At 64.2% G+C, this 18,314-nt stretch carries 16 protein-coding genes; 13 read left to right on the forward strand and 3 right to left on the reverse strand.

Annotated features, from left to right (window positions below; genetic code table 11):
* Window positions 1–127: 127 nt before the first annotated feature.
* From AX756_RS14060 to ribD, 13 genes are all read left to right on the forward strand, one after another.
* Window positions 128–1,381, forward strand: a complete 1,254-nt coding sequence (locus AX756_RS14060) for a sarcosine oxidase subunit beta family protein (RefSeq protein WP_068312554.1) — start codon at window positions 128–130, stop codon at window positions 1,379–1,381.
* Entirely contained in the window at window positions 1,359–1,901 is a 543-nt protein-coding gene (locus AX756_RS14065; RefSeq protein ID WP_068312557.1) for a hypothetical protein, read from the forward strand. Before AX756_RS14060 ends, AX756_RS14065 begins: the two co-directional genes overlap by 23 nt.
* A 64-nt stretch (window positions 1,902–1,965) precedes the next feature.
* The gene (locus AX756_RS14070) at window positions 1,966–2,232 is read left to right on the forward strand and encodes a sarcosine oxidase subunit delta (RefSeq protein ID WP_068312560.1); all 267 of its coding nucleotides are present in this window, start codon (window positions 1,966–1,968) and stop codon (window positions 2,230–2,232) included.
* Complete coding sequence (locus tag AX756_RS14075) at window positions 2,229–5,156, forward strand: sarcosine oxidase subunit alpha family protein (RefSeq protein WP_068312563.1); 2,928 nt, start codon at window positions 2,229–2,231, stop codon at window positions 5,154–5,156. The genes AX756_RS14070 and AX756_RS14075 overlap by 4 nt, the downstream gene beginning before the upstream one ends.
* Entirely contained in the window at window positions 5,153–5,713 is a 561-nt protein-coding gene (locus tag AX756_RS14080; protein WP_068312566.1) for a sarcosine oxidase subunit gamma, read from the forward strand. The genes AX756_RS14075 and AX756_RS14080 overlap by 4 nt, the downstream gene beginning before the upstream one ends.
* Before the next feature lie 272 nt (window positions 5,714–5,985).
* Window positions 5,986–7,983 carry a DNA primase gene (gene dnaG, locus AX756_RS14085; protein ID WP_068312569.1) on the forward strand — a complete coding sequence of 666 codons (1,998 nt, stop codon included), beginning with the start codon at window positions 5,986–5,988 and terminating at the stop codon, window positions 7,981–7,983.
* Window positions 7,984–8,109: 126 nt separating this feature from the next.
* Window positions 8,110–10,107 carry an RNA polymerase sigma factor RpoD gene (gene rpoD / locus AX756_RS14090; RefSeq protein WP_068312573.1) on the forward strand — a complete coding sequence of 666 codons (1,998 nt, stop codon included), beginning with the start codon at window positions 8,110–8,112 and terminating at the stop codon, window positions 10,105–10,107.
* A 10-nt stretch (window positions 10,108–10,117) separates the two neighbouring features.
* Entirely contained in the window at window positions 10,118–10,387 is a 270-nt protein-coding gene (locus AX756_RS14095; protein ID WP_068312576.1) for an HlyU family transcriptional regulator, read from the forward strand.
* A gap of 202 nt (window positions 10,388–10,589) precedes the next feature.
* Window positions 10,590–11,018 carry a hypothetical protein gene (locus AX756_RS14100; protein WP_156461504.1) on the forward strand — a complete coding sequence of 143 codons (429 nt, stop codon included), beginning with the start codon at window positions 10,590–10,592 and terminating at the stop codon, window positions 11,016–11,018.
* Window positions 11,019–11,026: 8 nt separating this feature from the next.
* Complete coding sequence (locus AX756_RS14105) at window positions 11,027–11,473, forward strand: hypothetical protein (protein ID WP_068312582.1); 447 nt, start codon at window positions 11,027–11,029, stop codon at window positions 11,471–11,473.
* A 1-nt stretch (window position 11,474) separates the two neighbouring features.
* Window positions 11,475–11,891: a secondary thiamine-phosphate synthase enzyme YjbQ gene (locus tag AX756_RS14110; protein ID WP_068312585.1), complete on the forward strand. Its 417-nt coding sequence runs from the start codon at window positions 11,475–11,477 to the stop codon at window positions 11,889–11,891.
* Window positions 11,892–12,029: 138 nt separating this feature from the next.
* Window positions 12,030–12,497: a transcriptional regulator NrdR gene (gene nrdR / locus AX756_RS14115; protein WP_068312588.1), complete on the forward strand. Its 468-nt coding sequence runs from the start codon at window positions 12,030–12,032 to the stop codon at window positions 12,495–12,497.
* Complete coding sequence (gene ribD, locus AX756_RS14120; protein WP_269432954.1) at window positions 12,494–13,606, forward strand: bifunctional diaminohydroxyphosphoribosylaminopyrimidine deaminase/5-amino-6-(5-phosphoribosylamino)uracil reductase RibD; 1,113 nt, start codon at window positions 12,494–12,496, stop codon at window positions 13,604–13,606. The genes nrdR and ribD overlap by 4 nt, the downstream gene beginning before the upstream one ends.
* Before the next feature lie 4 nt (window positions 13,607–13,610).
* Here ribD and AX756_RS14125 read toward each other — a convergent pair whose 3' ends face one another.
* The 3 genes from AX756_RS14125 to AX756_RS14135 form a co-directional block, all read right to left on the reverse strand.
* Window positions 13,611–15,653 carry a capsule polysaccharide biogenesis protein gene (locus AX756_RS14125; protein ID WP_068312591.1) on the reverse strand — a complete coding sequence of 681 codons (2,043 nt, stop codon included), beginning with the start codon at window positions 15,651–15,653 and terminating at the stop codon, window positions 13,611–13,613.
* 10 nt (window positions 15,654–15,663) lie between these two features.
* Window positions 15,664–16,794 carry a polysaccharide biosynthesis/export family protein gene (locus tag AX756_RS14130; protein ID WP_197431081.1) on the reverse strand — a complete coding sequence of 377 codons (1,131 nt, stop codon included), beginning with the start codon at window positions 16,792–16,794 and terminating at the stop codon, window positions 15,664–15,666.
* Between the two features lie 128 nt (window positions 16,795–16,922).
* On the reverse strand, window positions 16,923–18,209 hold the full coding sequence (locus AX756_RS14135; RefSeq protein ID WP_068312745.1) for a capsule polysaccharide biogenesis protein: 1,287 nt from the start codon (window positions 18,207–18,209) through the stop codon (window positions 16,923–16,925).
* Between the last annotated feature and the right edge of the window lie 105 nt (window positions 18,210–18,314).

An 18,314-nucleotide genomic window follows, 5' to 3' on the forward strand; every position in this document is an offset into this window, starting at 1 on the left:
GATTCATGCAACCGCGTGCCATGACTGAGGCGGGACGTGTCGCAGCCCAGACGCGCCGTGTCGCGCAGGACGATTGCAATGCAAGGGCGGAGTTGCTTTTCTGTGTGCAACAAGAGGGGGAGCCGCGATGCGCTACAACGCGCTGCAGATCCTGAAGCAGGGGCTGACGGGGAACCGGAACTGGGACCGTGCCTGGCGCAAGCCCGATCCCAAACCATCCTATGACATCATCATCATTGGCGGCGGCGGGCACGGGCTTGCCACGGCCTATTACCTGGCTGCCGTGCATGGGAAGACCAACGTGGCGGTGCTGGAAAAGGGCTATTTCGGCGGCGGCAATGTCGGGCGGAACACGACGATCGTGCGGGCCAATTACGGGCTGCCGGGCAATTCGGAGTTTTACTCGCACTCGCTGAAGCTCTGGGAGGGGCTGGAGCAGGAACTGAATTTCAACGTGATGCATTCGCAGCGCGGCGTCATCAACCTGTTCCATTCCGACGGTCAGCGCGACGCGGCCGCGCGCCGGGGCAATGCGATGATCAACCAGGGTGACGACGCGATCCTGCTCGAAAGGGGCGATTGCCGGCAGATGCTGCCCTATCTCGATTTCGACCAGACGCGGTTTCCCATTTATGGCGGTCTCTACCACCCGCGCGGCGGCACGGCGCGCCATGATGCCGTCGCGTGGGGCTATGCGCGGGGGGCGGATCAACGAGGCGTGGACCTGATCGACAATTGCGAGGTGACCGGCATCGACATCGAGAACGGCCATGTCACTGGCGTTCAGACCACGCGCGGGGCCATTCGTGCCAAGAAGGTCGGGATCGTCGTTGCGGGCAATTCCAGCCGGGTGGCGGCGATGGCGGGGATGCGCCTGCCGATCGAGAGCCACGTGTTGCAGGCCTTCGTTACCGAGGGGCTGAAGCCGGTGATCGACCATGTCGTCACCTATGGCATGGGGCATTTCTATATCAGCCAGTCGGACAAGGGCGGACTGGTCTTCGGCGGGGACCTCGATTTCTACCCCTCCTATGCCAGCAGGGGAAACCTGCCGATGATGGAGCACGTCATGGAGGCGGGCATGACGCTGATGCCGATGCTCGGCAAGGCGCGACTGCTTCGGAGCTGGGGTGGCATCGTGGACATGTCGCCCGACGGCTCGCCGATCATCGACCGCACCGATATTCGCGGCCTCTATCTCAATTGCGGCTGGTGTTACGGCGGCTTCAAGGCCGTGCCGGGCTCCGGCCATAGCTTCGCGCATCTGATGGCGACGGACAGGCCGCATGACGCGGCGGCGCGCTACAAGCTGAACCGGTTTGAAACCGGCTTTGGATTGATGGATGAGGAGGGGACCGGTGCCCAGCACAATCTTCACTAGGGTTTCGAGTGTTCTGGCCTTTGCCTGTGCGCTGCCTGTCGCGGCGCTTGCGGGGGATTTCCCCGAAGGATGCTATGCGCGGGCCTATTCGGAAGCACACCTGGCCAGGAACCCCCGGCAATCGGTCACCCAGATGCTGGTGTTGGCCGAACCGGACCCGACGGAGCTTCTGGACGGGCAGATGTTCCTCAAGGTGCAATTTCGCGGGCAGGGGATCGGGGTCGAGAATGCCGTGCCGGGCGGCTGGTACGGCCAGACGCTCTATTGCCGTGTGCAGGGTGGGCCCACGCCACCGGGTTGGGCAAAAGGCGGCGGTATCGTCTGTTTCGCGGAATGCGACGGCGGCGCGATGCAGATTGCCAGCTTTACCGGTGACAAGCTCGATCTGCGCACCGGCGGGCTCTTCGTCGATGAAGCCGGGGGCGAATGCGAGGGCAATACTCTGCTGACCGCTGAAGGCCAGCAAAGCGTGATCTTTCGGCTTCATCCGGTCGATCTGGATTTTTGCCTGAACGGGTAGCGAATGTGCGGGCCTGACGAGACGAATGGCGGGGCCGGGAGGGTCCGGGAGGAGGGGTGAGCGAATGCTGATACCATGTCCCTTGTGCGGAGCGCGGGAATTGCGGGAGTTCACGCCGAAAGGATCGGCGGTGACGTTGCATCGTCCGGGAGAGGATGCTGGGCCGGAGGTCTGGCATGACTATCTCCATCTGCGCGACAACCCGGCCGGCCCGTCGCGCGAGCTTTGGTGGCACGGCGCGGGCTGCGGTGCGTGGCTCGTGGTGGAGCGCAATACGCTTACGCATGAGGTGACCGGGGCGCATCTGGCCGAAGAGGAGGCCGGGCCATGAGACTGCCAAATCGCGGACGGATCGACCGCTCCGTTTCGCTGCCCTTCTCCTTCGACGGAAGGCTGCTGACGGGGCATCCGGGGGACACGCTCGCTTCGGCACTTCTGGCCAATGGCATTCGCCTCATGGGGCGCTCGTTCAAATACCATCGCCCGCGTGGGGTGATGACGGCGGGCTCGGAAGAACCGAACGCGTTGATGGAGATCGGCTCCGGTGCGACCATGGTCCCCAATGTCCGCGCTACCGTTCAGGAACTCTACGAAGGACTGGAAGCGCACAGCCAGAACCACTGGCCCAGCCTCTCGGCAGACCTGCTCGCGCTCAACGATCTCTTTGCGCCCTTCCTCGGCGCGGGCTTCTACTACAAGACCTTCATGTGGCCTCGGAGCTTCTGGGAGCGGCTCTACGAACCGGCGATTCGCCATGCGGCCGGGCTGGGGCGGCTGACGACCGATCCCGACCCGGCGCGGCACGAGAAGGCCTTTGCCCATTGCGACCTGCTGGTGATCGGGGCCGGACCGGCCGGGCTGTCGGCGGCGCTGGTGGCGGGCAAGGCCGGCGCTGACGTGATCCTGGCCGATGAGAGCAACGAACCGGGTGGCCGGTTGTTGACGGAGCAGGAGTATGTCGACGGAGAGCCGGCAGCCCGTTGGGTCGCGGCGACGCGCGCGCGCCTCGCGCAGATGGACAACGTCCGCATCATGCCGCGCACGACCGTCACCGGCGCCTATGATGGCGGTGTATATGGCGCGCATGAACGGGTGTCGGAACACCTCGCCGCGCGGCCCAGGGACCTGCCGCTGGACTGTTTCTGGCGGATCACGACCCGGGCCGCAGTGCTGGCGACCGGGGCGATCGAGCGCCCCATTGCCTTTCCGGAGAACGACCGGCCCGGGATCATGATGGCGGGGGCGTTGCGGTCCTATGTCAATCGCTACGGCGTGTCGCCGGGCCGGAAGGTGGCGCTCTTTGCCTACAATGACGATGCCCACCGCACGGCGCGGGACATGCAGGACGCGGGGATGGAGGTAGCGGGCGTGATCGATCCGCGTTCGGAGCCGCCCGAAGGCGACTATCCAGTCTTCTCGGAAGCGCGCGTCGTCGCAACACGCGGGCGGCACGGGCTGCGGCAGGTGCAGGTTCAATCGAAAGGCGGAGCGACCTCTATCGCCGCCGATGTGCTGGCCGTCTCCGGCGGCTGGAACCCGTCGCTCCATCTGAGTTGCCATATGGGCGGACGCCCCCAATGGAACGAAACGATCGAGGCTTTCGTGCCCCGTCCGGGGGCGGTGCCCGGTCTCGTCGCGGCGGGCGCGGCCAATGGTGTCTACGATACCGCCGGGTGCCTTGCAGAAGGCAAACGCGCGGCGGGCGAGGCGCTTGCGATCCTCGGGGTCACTGCGCCGGATTGGGTGCTGCCAGAGGCCGAGAGCGATGCAGGATCCGGCCGGACGCTCTGGCTGGTCGAAGGCAAAGGGCGCGCATGGCTCGATTTCCAGAACGACGTCACCACCAAGGATGTGAAGGGTGCCGTGCAGGAAGGTTATGACGGCGTCGAATACATGAAGCGCTACACGACGCAGGGCATGGCGCCGGACCAGGGCAAGAATTCCAACGTCAACGCGCTGGCGATCCTGGCCGATGCGACGGGGCGCTCCATCGCGGCGACCGGTACGACGATCTATCGCCCGCCCTACGCGCCGCTGCCGATTGGCGTCTTGGGGGCGGGTGCGCAGAGCAAGGGGTTCGCGCCGGAACGTCTAACGCCGTCTCATGCTGCTTGCCTTGCCCGCGGCGCGCCGATGGTCGAGGCCGGGCTGTGGTATCGTCCGAGCTATTTCCCTGCACCGGGAGAGACGACATGGCGTGAAAGCTGTGACCGCGAGGTGCGGATGGTCCGGGGCGCGGTCGGCATCTGCGATGTCTCCACCCTCGGCAAGATCGAGTTGCAGGGGCCGGATGTGGGGCTGTTCCTCGATTTCGTCTATGCCAATGGCTTCTCGAAGCTGAAGCCGGGACGCGTGCGCTACGGTATCATGCTGCGCGAAGACGGTCACGTGATGGATGACGGCACCACGGCGCGGTTGTCGGAAAACCATTGGGTGATGACCACTACCACAGCGGCCGCCGGTCAGGTGATGGCACATCTGGAAATGGTGCAGCAATGCTTCCTGCCGCGGGCGCGGGTACGCTTCACCTCCACCACGGACAGTTGGGCGCAATTTGCCATCGCAGGCCCACGCGCGCTGGACGTTCTGAACACGGTTCTGGACAGCCCAACGAGCGCGGAGCGCGTCCCGTTCATGGCTTGTGGCGCGGTTCGGGTGGGGGGCATGGAGGCGCGATTGTTCCGGATCTCCTTCTCGGGTGAGTTGGCTTTCGAGCTGGCTGTGCCGACACGGGTCGGCGCGAGCCTCTGGCGCCTGCTGCTGGCACAGGCGGAAGGCTTTGGCGGGGGTCCCTATGGGATGGAGGCGCTCAACGTGTTGCGGATCGAGAAAGGTTTTCTGACCCATGCCGAGATGCACGGGCGGACGACGGCCTTCGATCTGGGGCTGCAGAACATGCTGTCCCGCAGGAAGGATTTTATCGGCAAGGCCGCGTCGACCCGGCCGGGCCTGCGCGATGAGGGGCGGGAACAACTTGTCGGGCTGGTGTCCCGTTCCCGTGAGACCGGATTGTCGGCGGGGGCGCATCTCTTTGCAGCCGATGCCGCCCCGGAGCGCCTCAACGATCAGGGCTACGTGACGTCTTCGGCTTGGTCACCCACGTTGGAACGGCACATTGCGCTCGGTTTCCTGCGCAACGGCCGCGCCCGGCATGGCGAGAGGCTCCGGCTGGTGGATCATCTGCGCGGCGTGGACGTGAATTGCGAGGTTTGCGATCCGGTCTTTCTCGATCCCGAAGGAGGGCGCATGCGATGACCGTTCTGACACCGCAAGGGCCGCTCGAGGGGCTGGACCTGCACCATGGCAACCTGAAATTGAGCGCCGTCGCGCTTGGTCGGGTCAGCTGGATCGCACCTTACCCGGGAACGGAGACCGCTCTCTCCCACGCCCTGCAGGCCGCCTGCTCAATGAGTTTCCCCGGTCCGGGCGAAAGCCGTGAAAGCACGGCCGGGCGGATCTTGTGGTCGGGCCGGGCGCAGGCCCTGCTGATCGGTCCGCAACCGTCTGCAGCAATCGAAAAATGCGCCGCCGTTGTCGATCAGACCGATGGATGGGCCGCAATGCGCCTCACCGGATACGGCGCGGCGCGGGCCTTGGCGCGCCTGACGCCGCTCGACCTCAGGCCCTCGCATTTTTCCCGGGGGCGAACCGCTCGGAGCCTGCTGGGACAAGTGCCCGGACTCATCATCGCCAACGAGGATGGTTTCGAGATTCTCGTGATGTGCTCCATGGCCGAAACCGCAAGACACGAGATCGAGAACGCAATGCGCTCCGTGGCTGCGCGAGAGGACATCCCGAAAGAACCTGCCTGAGGGGGCTGCCGCCGACCAGAGGTCGTGCGGCGGTGGCGCCGCTGCGCGGCGTCGGCCTGCGGCCGGATCCCATTCCGCGGAGCGAGTCCCATCCTTTTGTTCCCGCTTGCCTTCTTCTTTCTCGAAAAAACCTTCCGGGGAGTCATGGCTCGCGACGACGAGGACAGCGCCCCCGCCTGCGACGGCACATCATTCATCTTGTCCACAAAAAAGGCACCCGGCCCTATCCGGGAGATATGGACTTGCCCCCGCGCCGGAGCGATATTCCCCCAATGTCCCTGCCACCCGGATTCCTTGACGAGCTTCGCTCCCGCACCTCGCTTGCGCAGGTCGTGGGCCGAAAGGTCATGTGGGACGCGCGCAAATCCAATCAGGCGAAGGGCGATCTTTGGGCGCCATGCCCCTTCCATCAGGAAAAGACCGCTTCTTTCCATGTGGATGACCGCAAGGGATATTATTACTGCTTCGGCTGTCACGAGAAGGGCGATGCGATAAAATTTGTCCAGGAGACGGAGAATGTCTCCTTCATGGAAGCCATCGAAATCCTTGCTCAGGAAACAGGCATGCAGATGCCGGCCCGCGATCCGAAGGCGCAGGAGAAGGCCGACCGGCACAGCCAGCTCGCGCAAGTCATGGAAGAAGCGGTAAAATTCTTCCGCCTGCAACTGCAGACAGGGGCGGCCAGCGAGGCGCGCAGCTACCTGACCGGCGCGCGTGGGCTTTCACCTCAGGCGCTTGAGCGCTGGGAGATTGGATTCGCCCCGCCGGGCTGGCAGAACCTATGGAACCACCTGACCGCCAAGGGGATCGCGGCCGACCTGATACTTGGCTGTGGTCTGGCCAAGCCTTCGGACAAGGGGCGCGAGCCCTATGACACGTTCCGAAACCGGATCATGTTCCCGATCCGCGATGCGCGCGGACGTGCCATCGCCTTTGGCGGGCGTGCGATGGACCCGTCCGACAACGCCAAATACCTGAACTCGCCCGAGACGGCGCTCTTCGACAAGGGGCGGAGCCTCTATAATCACGGCCCCGCGCGGGAAGCCGCCGGCAAAGGCGCGCCGCTGATCGTGGCCGAGGGCTACATGGACGTGATCGCGCTCAGCGAGGCGGGTTTCGGCGCCACGGTGGCCGGTCTTGGCACCGCGATCACCGAGGATCAGTTGCGGCTGATGTGGCGGATTGATCCCGAGCCAGTCATCGCGCTCGATGGCGACACCGCCGGCCTGCGCGCCGCGATGCGCCTGATCGACGTGGCGCTGCCACTTCTGGAAGCCGGCCAGTCGCTGCGCTTCTGCCTGCTGCCCGAAGGGCAGGACCCCGACGACCTGCTCAAGGCGAAGGGCGCGGAGGCGATGCAGGCGCTGCTGGATGCCTCCATTCCCATGGTCACGCTGCTCTGGCGGCGGGAGACCGAGGGCAAGGTGCTCGACAGCCCCGAACGCCGCGCCGCGCTCGACAAGCAACTCCGCGCGGTCATCAAGCAGATCCGGGACCCGGGGATCCGAAACCACTATGCCGAGGAAATGCGGCGGCTGCGGGCGGAGCTTTTCGGATTTGGCAACCCCGCATCGACGGGCAGCACATCCCGGCCGGAGCGGCCCTGGCAACCCGGCGGGCGCAAGATCAAACCGGCGGCCGCCCCGATGCAGGGCACACGCAGTTCGGTGCTTGTCGGTACGGACGAGAACAGCTCGATGGTGCGTCGGGAAGCCGTCATCCTCGCGACGCTGATCGCGACGCCTCAAATGTTGGATGAATACTCCCATGTTCTTGAAGAGATGCATTTTGAAGGCGAAGGGCACTCGGCGCTCGCCTCCGTCCTGCTCGGCTGTGACCCGGAAGACACGGGGTCTGAGATCGAAACCTTGATTGCTCAAAAGCTTGACCCGGGCGCCCTTGAAAGGCTGCGGGGGGAGCGCCATGTCTCGCTGGCGCCGTCTGTGCGCAAACCGGGGGATGTGGAGCTGGCCCGCCTGTGCCTTGCCGATGAGATCGCCAAGCTTGCCGCCCTGCGCGGAACGCGGCGAGAGATCGACGAGGCCGTTGCCGGGTTCGCCGAAACGCCCGATGAGTGGATTGATCGTCGCCTGTCGCTTTCGGTGCGGGCGCGCGAGATGGCCACAAATAACAACGACGGCGACAGGGCCGATTTTGACATTGCCGAGAACGGCGCCCGCATCGACCGGGACGAGCGCTCGGACCTGGACAGGTTGCTCAAGGCGATCGGCTTCGCGGGCGAAGACGAGGGCCCAAAGGGCAGGGAGTAGAGACGGGGCGGGCTTTCCATTCTGCCCCCGGATGGATATGCGGGTAGAAATCGGCTTTTTCAGCGCTAATGATTCGGAATGATTCGAATCGCGACGAATCATCCGCCCGCGAGACAGGAGTTCTAGATGGCCGCCAAGGACACCGAAGACCGCAAGCCAGATGATGGTGAGCAGGAAGTATCGCTCGACATGAGCCAGACCGCGGTCAAGAAGATGATCGCCGAGGCACGCGAGCGTGGATACATCACCTACGATCAGCTCAACCAGGTTCTGCCACCGGACCAGGTGTCCTCGGAACAGATCGAGGATGTGATGTCGATGCTCTCCGAGATGGGCATCAACGTGATCGAGGGCGAGGAAGCCGAGGACGACGAGTCCTCGGACAAGAAATCCGGTTCGACCGAGGTTGTCGAGGCCTCCACCTCGCGTGAAGTGGCCGTCGCCACGACCGAGACGGAGAAACTCGACCGCACCGATGACCCGGTGCGCATGTACCTGCGCGAGATGGGCTCGGTGGAGTTGCTTTCCCGCGAAGGCGAGATCGCGATTGCCAAGCGCATCGAGGCTGGCCGCAACACGATGATCGCCGGTCTCTGCGAGAGCCCGCTGACCTTTCAGGCCATCACGATCTGGCGCGAGGAACTTCTCTCCGAGGAGATCCTGCTGCGCGATGTGATCGATCTGGAGACGACCTTCGGCCGTGGCATGGAGGAGGACGCCGAAGAGGCGCCGGTTGTCGAGACCCTCAACGTCGACGCGACCACCACGGAAGCGAAGTCGGACCAGCCGGAATATGACGCGGACGGCAATGTCATCAAGACCGAAGATGATGATGACGAGGACGAGCAGGCCAACATGTCGCTCGCCGCGATGGAAGCCGCGCTCAAGCCGAAAGTGCTCGAAATTCTCGACCGCATCGCCCGCGACTTCACCGATCTGGAGGAGATGCAGGACGCGCGGATGTCGGCCACGCTGAACGAGGATGGCTCCTTCTCGACCACCGAGGAGGCCACCTACCAGAAGCTGCGCGCCGAGATCGTCGAACTGGTCAACGAGCTTCACCTGCATAACAACCGGATCGAGGCGCTGGTCGACCAGCTCTACGGCATCAACCGCAAGATCATGTCCATCGATTCCAACATGGTGAAGCTGGCCGACCAGGCACGCATCAACCGCCGGGAATTCATCGAGGCCTACAAGGGCTACGAGTTGGACCCGACTTGGATGGACCGGATGGCCGAGAAGCCCGGTCGTGGCTGGGCAGCGCTGTTCGAGCGCTCATCGGACAAGATTGAGGAACTGCGGGCCGATATGGCGCAGGTCGGTACTTATGTCGGCGTCGACATCCCCGAATTCCGCCGCATCGTGCAGCAGGTGCAGAAGGGCGAGAAAGAAGCCCGCCAGGCCAAGAAGGAAATGGTCGAGGCGAACCTGCGGCTCGTGATCTCGATTGCAAAGAAATACACCAACCGTGGCCTGCAATTCCTGGACCTGATCCAGGAAGGCAATATCGGCCTGATGAAGGCCGTCGACAAGTTCGAGTACCGCCGCGGCTACAAGTTCTCGACCTACGCGACATGGTGGATCCGTCAGGCGATCACCCGCTCGATTGCCGACCAGGCGCGCACGATCCGTATCCCGGTCCATATGATCGAGACGATCAACAAGCTGGTCCGGACCGGTCGCCAGATGCTGCACGAGATCGGCCGCGAGCCGACGCCGGAAGAGTTGGCGGAAAAGCTGCAGATGCCGCTGGAGAAGGTTCGCAAGGTGATGAAGATCGCCAAGGAACCGATCAGCCTCGAAACGCCCATCGGCGACGAGGAAGACAGCCAGCTTGGCGATTTCATCGAGGACAAGAACGCTGTCCTGCCGCTCGACTCCGCCATTCAGGAGAACCTGAAGGAGACGACGACGCGGGTTCTGGCCTCGCTCACCCCGCGTGAGGAACGGGTTCTGCGGATGCGCTTCGGCATCGGCATGAATACGGACCACACGCTCGAAGAGGTTGGCCAGCAGTTCAGCGTTACCCGCGAACGGATCCGTCAGATCGAGGCCAAGGCGCTCCGCAAGCTCAAGCATCCGAGCCGCTCGCGCAAGCTGCGCTCCTTCCTGGACCAGTAGGGGGAGAGCCATGTCGCTTCTTTCGCGTCTGTTTGGCGGCGGCGGCAAGCCGCAGACCGAGCCGGAAAGCTACAAGGGCTTCGCGATCTTCGCGGAGCCGATCAAGGAAGCGGCCGGCTTCCGGGTGTCCGCCCGCATCGAGAAGGAAGTGGGCGGCGAAACCCTCACCCATACGTTGATCCGGGCCGATGTCTGCACGGATCCCGAGCAGGCCAAGGAGATTTCCACGGCCAAGGCCAAGCAAATGATCGACGAGAGAGGCGAGCGGCTGTTCGACTGAATTCCGCGCCGTACAGTCGCGACGATACCCCGTCTGCGGCTGCCTGATTCCGCTTGAAAATGTGATCTCCGCTCAGTTGCAGTGGCCCGCCGTTGCTGTCAGACAGGAACCGAATGGCGGCGCGTTCTTGGCCCTGGCTTGGGGGACACTCCCGGTGACGAGCCGTGACGCCCGGCCACCGCGATGATCGGAGACAGGTTCGATGCGAAAATCCGTGAAAACTCTAGCTTCCCTATGCGTGGTTGCGGGCGTTTCGGCGTTTCCGGCCGCGGCGCAGGACGTGCACCGGCTGGCCACCAGCAGCGGCCTTCAGGCCGTCGGCTCCAACCCCGGTTTCGAAGTTCTGACGCAGGCGGGTTCCGGCAAGGCGGATTACTTCTGCTCGGCCGGTGAATTTGCGAAACGCTGGCTCAATGCCCGGAACTCGGACCGGGTGGTGGTCATGAGTGTTCGGGCCCCCAGCCAGTATCGCGCAAACAGGCTTGCGGTCGCCTTCGAATTGAACGCTCCACCGGGGCCGAACAAGGAGTTGTTGCTCTTCGGCGGGCCGCGCGTCGGCCAGAGTTTGAGTGTTGGCCACGCGGTCTCGTTTTGCGGGCAATCGAGAATCCAGACTGTGTTGGAAAACTAGGGCGTGCCATGAACCGGTCCGGGATTCTGCCGAAATTGGTCCTGCTGGCCGCAGCATTGGTTGCCTCGCCTGCCTCTGCCGATTTTCGCGCCCGCAACTGGATGCTCGCCGCCCCGAACCCGACCCGGGCGGGCTATTTCGAGGTGTTCCAGAAGGCGACCGCGGGGCCATCCGACTATTGGTGCGCTGCGGGAGAATTCGTTCGCTACGGCATGCGCGCGCATAATACGACACGGATCTATGTCGTGCGGGGCCTTGGGCCAAGCCAGGCCCGCAAGGGGCGGCACGCCGTGCTTTTCTCCTACGTGAAATACGATGACATTCCGGATCTGAGCGACAAGGAGAAGGGCTATTCCGTCTCCATCAGCAAGCCGGGCTATCATCTGAGCGCGGCGCATGGCTCCTCCTTTTGCCGCAAGAGCCTGCAGGATTTCCGGATGCGGGGACTGCTCTAGGATGCCTGAGATCCTTGAACTCGACACCATCGGTACGGGGCTCTACGAGTTTACCTCCGACCTCGCAGCCTGGCTTGGGGAGATCGGCGCCGGGGACGGGGTGTTGACGCTGTTGGTCCGGCATACTTCTGCCTCGCTGCTCATTCAGGAGAATGCCGATCCCGAGGTGCAGACAGATCTGCAGGCCTTTTTCGAGCGCCTCGTGCCGCCCGCGACGGACCCCTCCATGAAATACCTGCGCCACATCTATGAAGGCCCGGACGATATGCCGGCCCATATCAAGGCGGCCCTGCTGCCGGTGACACTGAGCATTCCCGTGCAGGATGGCCAGATGATGCTGGGAACCTGGCAGGGCGTCTACCTGTTCGAACATCGCCACCGTCCGCACCGGCGCCAGGTTGCTCTGCATTTTTCCTGACGAATCAATCCGGCAACACCCGGACAGGACCAGATAGGGTATGTGGATAAATCCTCTACCCAAGCTGTCGAGGCTGCCCTATAGTCATTGCAACAAGAAGGGGTTGCACCCCAAGGGGCAGTTTTAAGGGGGACGCGCATGCGGTGCCCGTTTTGCGGAAATGTTGATACGCAGGTGAAAGATTCCCGTCCGGCCGAGGACCACGTCGCCATTCGCAGGCGCCGGTTCTGTCCGGCCTGTGGCGGGCGGTTCACGACTTATGAACGGGTTCAGTTGCGCGACCTCGTGGTGATCAAATCCAACGGTCGGCGCGAGGATTTCGATCGGGACAAGCTCGAACGCTCGGTGCGGATTGCCCTTCAGAAACGCCCGCTAGAACCCGAACGGATCGACCAGATGATTTCCGGCATCGTCCGGCGGCTCGAAAGCATGGGCGAGACGGATATCGACTCCAAGATCATCGGTGAGATCGTGATGGAAACGCTCGCCCGGATCGACACGGTCGCCTATGTCCGCTTCGCCAGCGTCTACAAGAATTTCCAGGCGGCGGACGATTTCGACAAGTTCGTCAGCGAGTTGCGGCCCGGGGAGACCTCCACGGAGTGAATGACACGGCCGAGGCCGACAGCCGCTTCATGGCGCATGCGATCGCCCTCGGGCGTCGCGGCTTGGGGCGTGTCTGGCCCAATCCGGCCGTTGGCTGTGTTCTCGTCAGGGATGGGCGCGTGGTTGGCAGGGGCTGGACCCAGCTGGGCGGCCGGCCCCATGCTGAGACCGAAGCGCTGGCACAGGCGGGTGTGGCCGCGCGCGGTGCCACCGCCTATGTCTCGCTCGAACCCTGCGCTCATCACGGCAAGACCCCGCCCTGCGCGGAGGCGTTGGTCTCCGCCGGCGTGGCGCGGGTTGTCTCGGCCATGACCGATCCCGATCCGCGTGTAGCAGGCGGCGGTCACGCCATTCTGCGCGAGGCGGGGATCGAAGTTGTCACGGGCGTTCTGGAAGCAGACGCACGACGTGCGAATGAGGGGTTTCTGAAGCGGGTCACGGACGGGCGCCCCTTCGTCACGCTGAAGCTCGCAAGCTCCTTCGATGGCCGGATCGCGACTGCAACAGGGGAGAGCCAGTGGATAACCGGCCCCGCGGCGCGGCGCATGGTGCACGGTATGCGGGCCTGCCATGATGCCGTTCTTGTTGGGGCGGGCACCGCGCGGGCGGATGATCCCTCCCTGACGGTGCGCGGGCTGGGCGTGGCGCATCAACCGGTGCGGATCGTGGCCTCACGCCGTCTCGACATTCCAACCGACAGCCGCTTGTTCAACGAGATCGACGCCGCACCCGTCTGGCTCTGCCACGGGCAGGACGCGAAGGAGGCCCGTAAAGCGGCCTGGGCGGCGCAGGGCGCGCGGCTGGTTTCGGTGCCGGTTCATCAGGGGCGGCAATTGGAACCCGAGGCGATGCTGGCCGAGTTGGGAAAGGCCGGCCTGACGCGCGTTTTCTGCGAGGGCGGCGGGGCGCTGGCCGGCTCGCTGCTGAATGCCGGGTTGGTGGATGAACTCGTGACCTTCACTGCGGGGCTGGGCCTTGGCGCAGAAGGGTTGCCGGGACTCGGTGCCATGGGGATCGACGCGCTGGCGCAAGCGCCGCGCTTCGGGCTGGATCGCCTGCGAGCGGTGGGGCCGGATGTTATGGCGGTCTGGCGTCCGGATCGGGCATGAACGCCTAGCGCCAAAAGGTCGTTCGGCTCGCCAAAAGCCCCTGAACCTTTGACAACAAACGGTGTGGATGCGGAGAAATTCCCGCTTCGAGCCGCTCGACGATCACTTCCACGGGACAATCCAGGCCGGAAACCGGGTCGCGATAGCGCGGATAGCCGATCAGCGTTGCGTGGGTCAGGCCGGTTAGGCTCGGCCGGGCTGCGCGGCGGTCCGGCACCGGGCCGAGGTCGCGCGTCAGTCCCCAGCCAGCGTAGAAAGGCGCGCCGAGGCAGGTGACGGGCAGTTCCCGCAGCAGTGCCTCGAAGCCGAGAAGAGAGGTCAGCGTCCACACCTCGTCCACAACGGGGAGCAGGGCCATCGGGTCCGCCTCGCGCAGCACGCAATCGGCCAACCCGCGCAGGTCTTCCTCGGCAATCGCGCCCTTGCGCAGGCCCGCCTCGACGTCGGGGTGAGGCTTGTAGAGAAGCACTGCGTCCGGATTGGCGGCGCGGGCCGCCTTGAGCAGGCCCAGATTGCTGTTGATTTTCTCGCAGCCCAGCCGGATCGAAGCGTCGTCCTCGACCTGTCCCGGCACGAGAATACGATGGCCGTCGGGCAGATCCGGAAGCGTTCTGTTACCGATATTGTATTTCGACAGGGCAGAGCGGATCAGCCTTTGGCGAAGACGCTCCGCGCGTTGCTGGTCTTCCTCGGGCAGGTTCGGAGATTCAGAAATGAGCCGTTCGAGCCGGCTTTCCTGTGTCGGATCGTAATAGATGCCGAGGTCATCGCGGACGAGTGACAGCGGCGGAACCAGTTCCGCGCCAAGCCCGCTAGAGCGCAGGAAACCGTCTTCGACCCGGAGAACAGGCACGCCCGTTTCATTCGCCCGGCTTTCGGTCTTTTCATCCAGGCGCCCCGCCCAGCACAGCAGCGGCCGCGCGGTTTTCTGGGCGCGCTCCACCGCGCGCGGTCCCTCGATATAGGCGAGCCCGGCCTTGGAGCCGAAAAACGCGCGCAGATGTTTTCGCTTCCACAGCCGCATTCCGGTGGCGACATACCCGTTCCGGTCTTCCCGGAAAGCGCGAATGCGGGCCTCGAAGCCGTCGATCGCATCTTCCAGCGAGCAAAGCGTGTCGCGGTAGGGATCGTACCAGCGCGGGGTGAGGATCATGGTCGCCGCAAATAGTTGCGCGCGGGTCAGCTTGCGCCCGCGGCGCGCGACGGGCGCTTCATCCTCGGTCAGCCCCCAGCCGGCATAGAAGGGCTGACCAAAGACGCGTGGACGGTGCCCGGCAAGGATGGCTTCGAAACCAATCTGCGAAGAGACGGTGTAGACGGCCACCGCGCCCTCCAGCAATTTCCAGGGCGAATGTGACTCGGTGGAAAGCTCGACCATGCCTTGCGCCTGCTCAGGCCCGAAATGCCCCTGCCTGTAACCGGCAAGGGTCTCGGGATGGGTGCGGATCAGGATGCGTTGGCCCGGATGTTCGATTTGTGCAAATGCCAGCATTTCCCGAAAGGTGGTCTCACGGGCTCCGGCATGGCGGATGGACGCGTCGCCACGGGTTTGGTCGATCACCAGCACATAGCCCGGGGCGGGTGGTTCAAGATCCGTCCGGAAGCTGTTGTACTTGCTGATCTCAAGCTGTTTGAGGCGCGCAATGCAAGCGCGGGAGCGATCCAGAAGGTCCGTCTCGTCCAGAGGGGCTGTCGCGAGGGTTTGCTCCAGTTCGGACGGCTTGCTGGAATCGAAATGGACGCCCAGTCGGTCAAGTTGCAATCCTGCGGGTGCCTCGCCCGAGCGACCGGGATGAATCGACCGCAGAAAGGCGTCTTCCACGCGCAGGATGCGGGCGCCGCGCCGCGCCGCGATGGCCTCGCCGCGATGGGCGGTCGGACTATGGCCCCAGACTCCGACCCAGTCTTCTGGTCCGGGCAGCCCGGTTGTCACGTGCCATCCGGACAGTTCCAGGATCCGCCGGATCCGCCGGTTCAGAAAACCGCCATTGTAAACGAAAAGCCGCCGCGGAGCGGTCTCCGCGGCGGTATCAAAGCTGTGGCGCACCCGGCTGATCCTAGTTGGCCAGCGTCGAGTAATTGGCCAGCGGGTTCAATGTGCCGGTGATGGCCGAAAGGGTCTTCTGCCAGCTTACGAAGGGCGCCTCGGTCACATAAAGCGTGTCGTCGTCGCGGATGGCGAAGTCGCGGGCCTCGAACATGCCGTTCGGCTCTGTCAGGTCCAGAACATAGACGAAGCGCTGATCGCCGATGATGTCGGAACGGCCAAGAACGGCACGCGCGACCGCCTCGGGCTCATTGCGGAAGACGAAGACGCCGGTCGGGTCCGCCAGGCTCGAGTTCAGCCCGCCCACCTGTGCCAGGGCCTCGATGGCCGAGAGTGTTTGGGTCTCGAACCGCACACGGTTCTGGGTGCCAGTGGCGCCGAGCACGGAGAAAGCGCGGGTGTCTTCCTCGACCAGAATGCGGTCGCCGCCACGCAGGGCGATATCCAGTCTCGGGTCGGCATGCAGGTCGTCAAACCAGATCTTGGAGGTCTGGCTGCCGCGGGACACGGTGATCTGCGCGATCTCGGTGGGCACGGTCACGCCGCCGGCAAGGGCGATCATCGCGGAGAGCGTGCGTGTCGGGCGGGAAATGGGATAGACGCCTTGGCTGGTGATTCCGCCCATCACCGAAACCGTGGCCCCGTCGCCGGCGGCGCGGGTGACGAGCACCTGCGGGTCGGGCGTCTGGGCGTCGAGCTTCTCGGTGATGATCTGGCGCAGCCGTTCGGGTGTGTTGCCGGAGGCCTTGATGCGGCCGGCATAGGGCACGAAGATGAAGCCGGAACCATCCACCTGCACCTCTTCGAGCAGGGTGGCCGAATTGCCCTGATCGGCGAGCAACCCGTCATCCACGTTTTCCCAGATTGTCAGCGCCAGCGTATCCCCGGGCCGGATCGTGTCGGATCCGACCTGTCCGGCATTCAGAAAATCGCTGGAAAACCCGAGGACCGGGGTCACGGACGTGGCTCGGGTGACGCGATCATTGACGGAAACGACAAATGCGTCGCCTTCCTTCATCACGGATCCGGAGAATATTTCCTTCTTGCCCGGGCCAGAGCGTGGCAAGCCACAGGCTCCCACGGCACATACCACGAGAAAGAGGGCCGCAATTCGGGCCCAGCGGGATGTCGTTCTGTTCACTGCTCGGGCTCCTTAGACGGATTTTGCCTCAAGTTTTGACGCTAACCCTACAAGACTCCGACAAAAAAGGAAGCCCGACCTTCAGGCCACCGGCAAGTGTTGCCGTGGCGCCGCGATCAGCGGGTATCTCAGCCTGCGCTCTGGAGCTGGTGTCTCGGTGCGGCGGTGCCGGTTGCAAGGGCGTCATACGGGTCGAGCGGGGCGAGCATCATGTCGACCACCTGTCGCAGGAGTTGGCGTCGCCCGTGGGCCGAGTAGAAGCCGCCCGTGATCTGCGAGGTCTCGAGCAGATAGGAGCGGTAGTCGCGATAGGCACGGCTGTCCGGCTTCGTCGGTTGTGCGAAAAAGGCCTCGATCGGCTGCGTGGAGACGAATTCCGGCTTGGCGTAGACGGCCTTGCCAAAGGCGCGGATCGGTAGCCCCCGCCAGAGCGCCTGCTGGCCGGCGGTCGAGTTGACGGTCACGGCGGAACGTGCGTGATCGAGCAGCGCGGCCAGCTTGCCGCCACGCACGTAATGCACTCGTTCCGAGACGCCGTGCTCCCGCGCCAGCCGCAAGACATCCTTGCGCAGCGGCGTGCGCCCGTCTTCGAGCGGGTGCGCCTTGAAGACGAGGTGGTGGTGCGTCGGCGCGCCTTCGGCAAAGCCGCGAATGCAGATTTCGAGGAAATCGGTCATGGTCGCGAAGGGGCCATGTTTCTGGAAGCTGGAATCATGTGCGAGCTGCAGCAGCACGAGGTGATACGGAAAGCTACCGGTAGAGATACGGTGGGTGGCGAGTTTCCGGTCCAGCCAATGCACCGGCATCAGCAGCAAGCGGTTGAGGTGCAACTGGAATTCCCGGGTCACGGGCAGGGCGCGGTGCGGCCGGAAATGCGTGTAGCGGCCGTTTCGGAACATGACATGCCAGTGATAGAGCGCACCGAACCAGACATGCTGGCGCATGTCGCCCCAATGCGCGGGCACGCCGGGCAATTCCACGTCCGATTGCTCGACTGCTGCACGCATCTCGTCCAGGTCCAGCGACATCAGCCGCGAATTGCCATTCGATCCGCCGCGCTCATAGGTCACCCAGTAGGGGCGCAGATACCCTTCTTCGAAGACATGCACCGTGATCCCGCGCGCCCGGGCGATGGCCACCGCGCTGGCGTGGATCGGTCGCACATCGCCATAAAGGACAAGATCGGTGATCTCCTTTTGCGTCAGGATCTCCGCGAACCTGTCGGGCCAGTTCGCGGCGGGTTCGTTGTAACGGATGAAGCGCGCCCGGTCCTTCCAGAAGGCTTCGTCCCCGGCATTGAAACCGACCCGGAAGACCTCGGCCCCAGAGGCGCGGAGCTGTTCGGATAGTTGCTGGAAAAACGGCCCGTGCGGCCCCTGCAGGAACAGGAACCGGCATTCGCCGCCTCGGCGCATATGGGTCTGCTGCCCGCTCACTTCTGGTATCCGATCCTTGTTCTTCCAGACGGTTTCGGCTTTCCGGGCCGGTTTGTCACGCATTCGTTGGAATTTCCGTACATT

The sequence above is a fragment of the Aliiruegeria sabulilitoris genome, assembly GCF_001558155.1.
Taxonomy (GTDB): domain Bacteria; phylum Pseudomonadota; class Alphaproteobacteria; order Rhodobacterales; family Rhodobacteraceae; genus Tropicimonas; species Tropicimonas sabulilitoris.

Bases quoted from the DNA above. Each gene is read 5' to 3' on its own strand.
- AX756_RS14060 (WP_068312554.1), top strand. From the start codon at position 128: ATGCGCTACAACGCGCTGCAGATCCTGAAGCAGGGGCTGACGGGGAAC.
- AX756_RS14070 (WP_068312560.1), top strand. From the start codon at position 1,966: ATGCTGATACCATGTCCCTTGTGCGGAGCGCGGGAATTGCGGGAGTTC.
- AX756_RS14075 (WP_068312563.1), top strand. From the start codon at position 2,229: ATGAGACTGCCAAATCGCGGACGGATCGACCGCTCCGTTTCGCTGCCC.
- AX756_RS14080 (WP_068312566.1), top strand. From the start codon at position 5,153: ATGACCGTTCTGACACCGCAAGGGCCGCTCGAGGGGCTGGACCTGCAC.
- dnaG (WP_068312569.1), top strand. From the start codon at position 5,986: ATGTCCCTGCCACCCGGATTCCTTGACGAGCTTCGCTCCCGCACCTCG.
- rpoD (WP_068312573.1), top strand. From the start codon at position 8,110: ATGGCCGCCAAGGACACCGAAGACCGCAAGCCAGATGATGGTGAGCAG.
- AX756_RS14095 (WP_068312576.1), top strand. From the start codon at position 10,118: ATGTCGCTTCTTTCGCGTCTGTTTGGCGGCGGCGGCAAGCCGCAGACC.
- AX756_RS14100 (WP_156461504.1), top strand. From the start codon at position 10,590: ATGCGAAAATCCGTGAAAACTCTAGCTTCCCTATGCGTGGTTGCGGGC.
- AX756_RS14105 (WP_068312582.1), top strand. From the start codon at position 11,027: ATGAACCGGTCCGGGATTCTGCCGAAATTGGTCCTGCTGGCCGCAGCA.
- AX756_RS14110 (WP_068312585.1), top strand. From the start codon at position 11,475: ATGCCTGAGATCCTTGAACTCGACACCATCGGTACGGGGCTCTACGAG.
- nrdR (WP_068312588.1), top strand. From the start codon at position 12,030: ATGCGGTGCCCGTTTTGCGGAAATGTTGATACGCAGGTGAAAGATTCC.
- AX756_RS14135 (WP_068312745.1), bottom strand. From the start codon at position 18,209: ATGCGCCGAGGCGGCGAATGCCGGTTCCTGTTCCTGCAGGGGCCGCAC.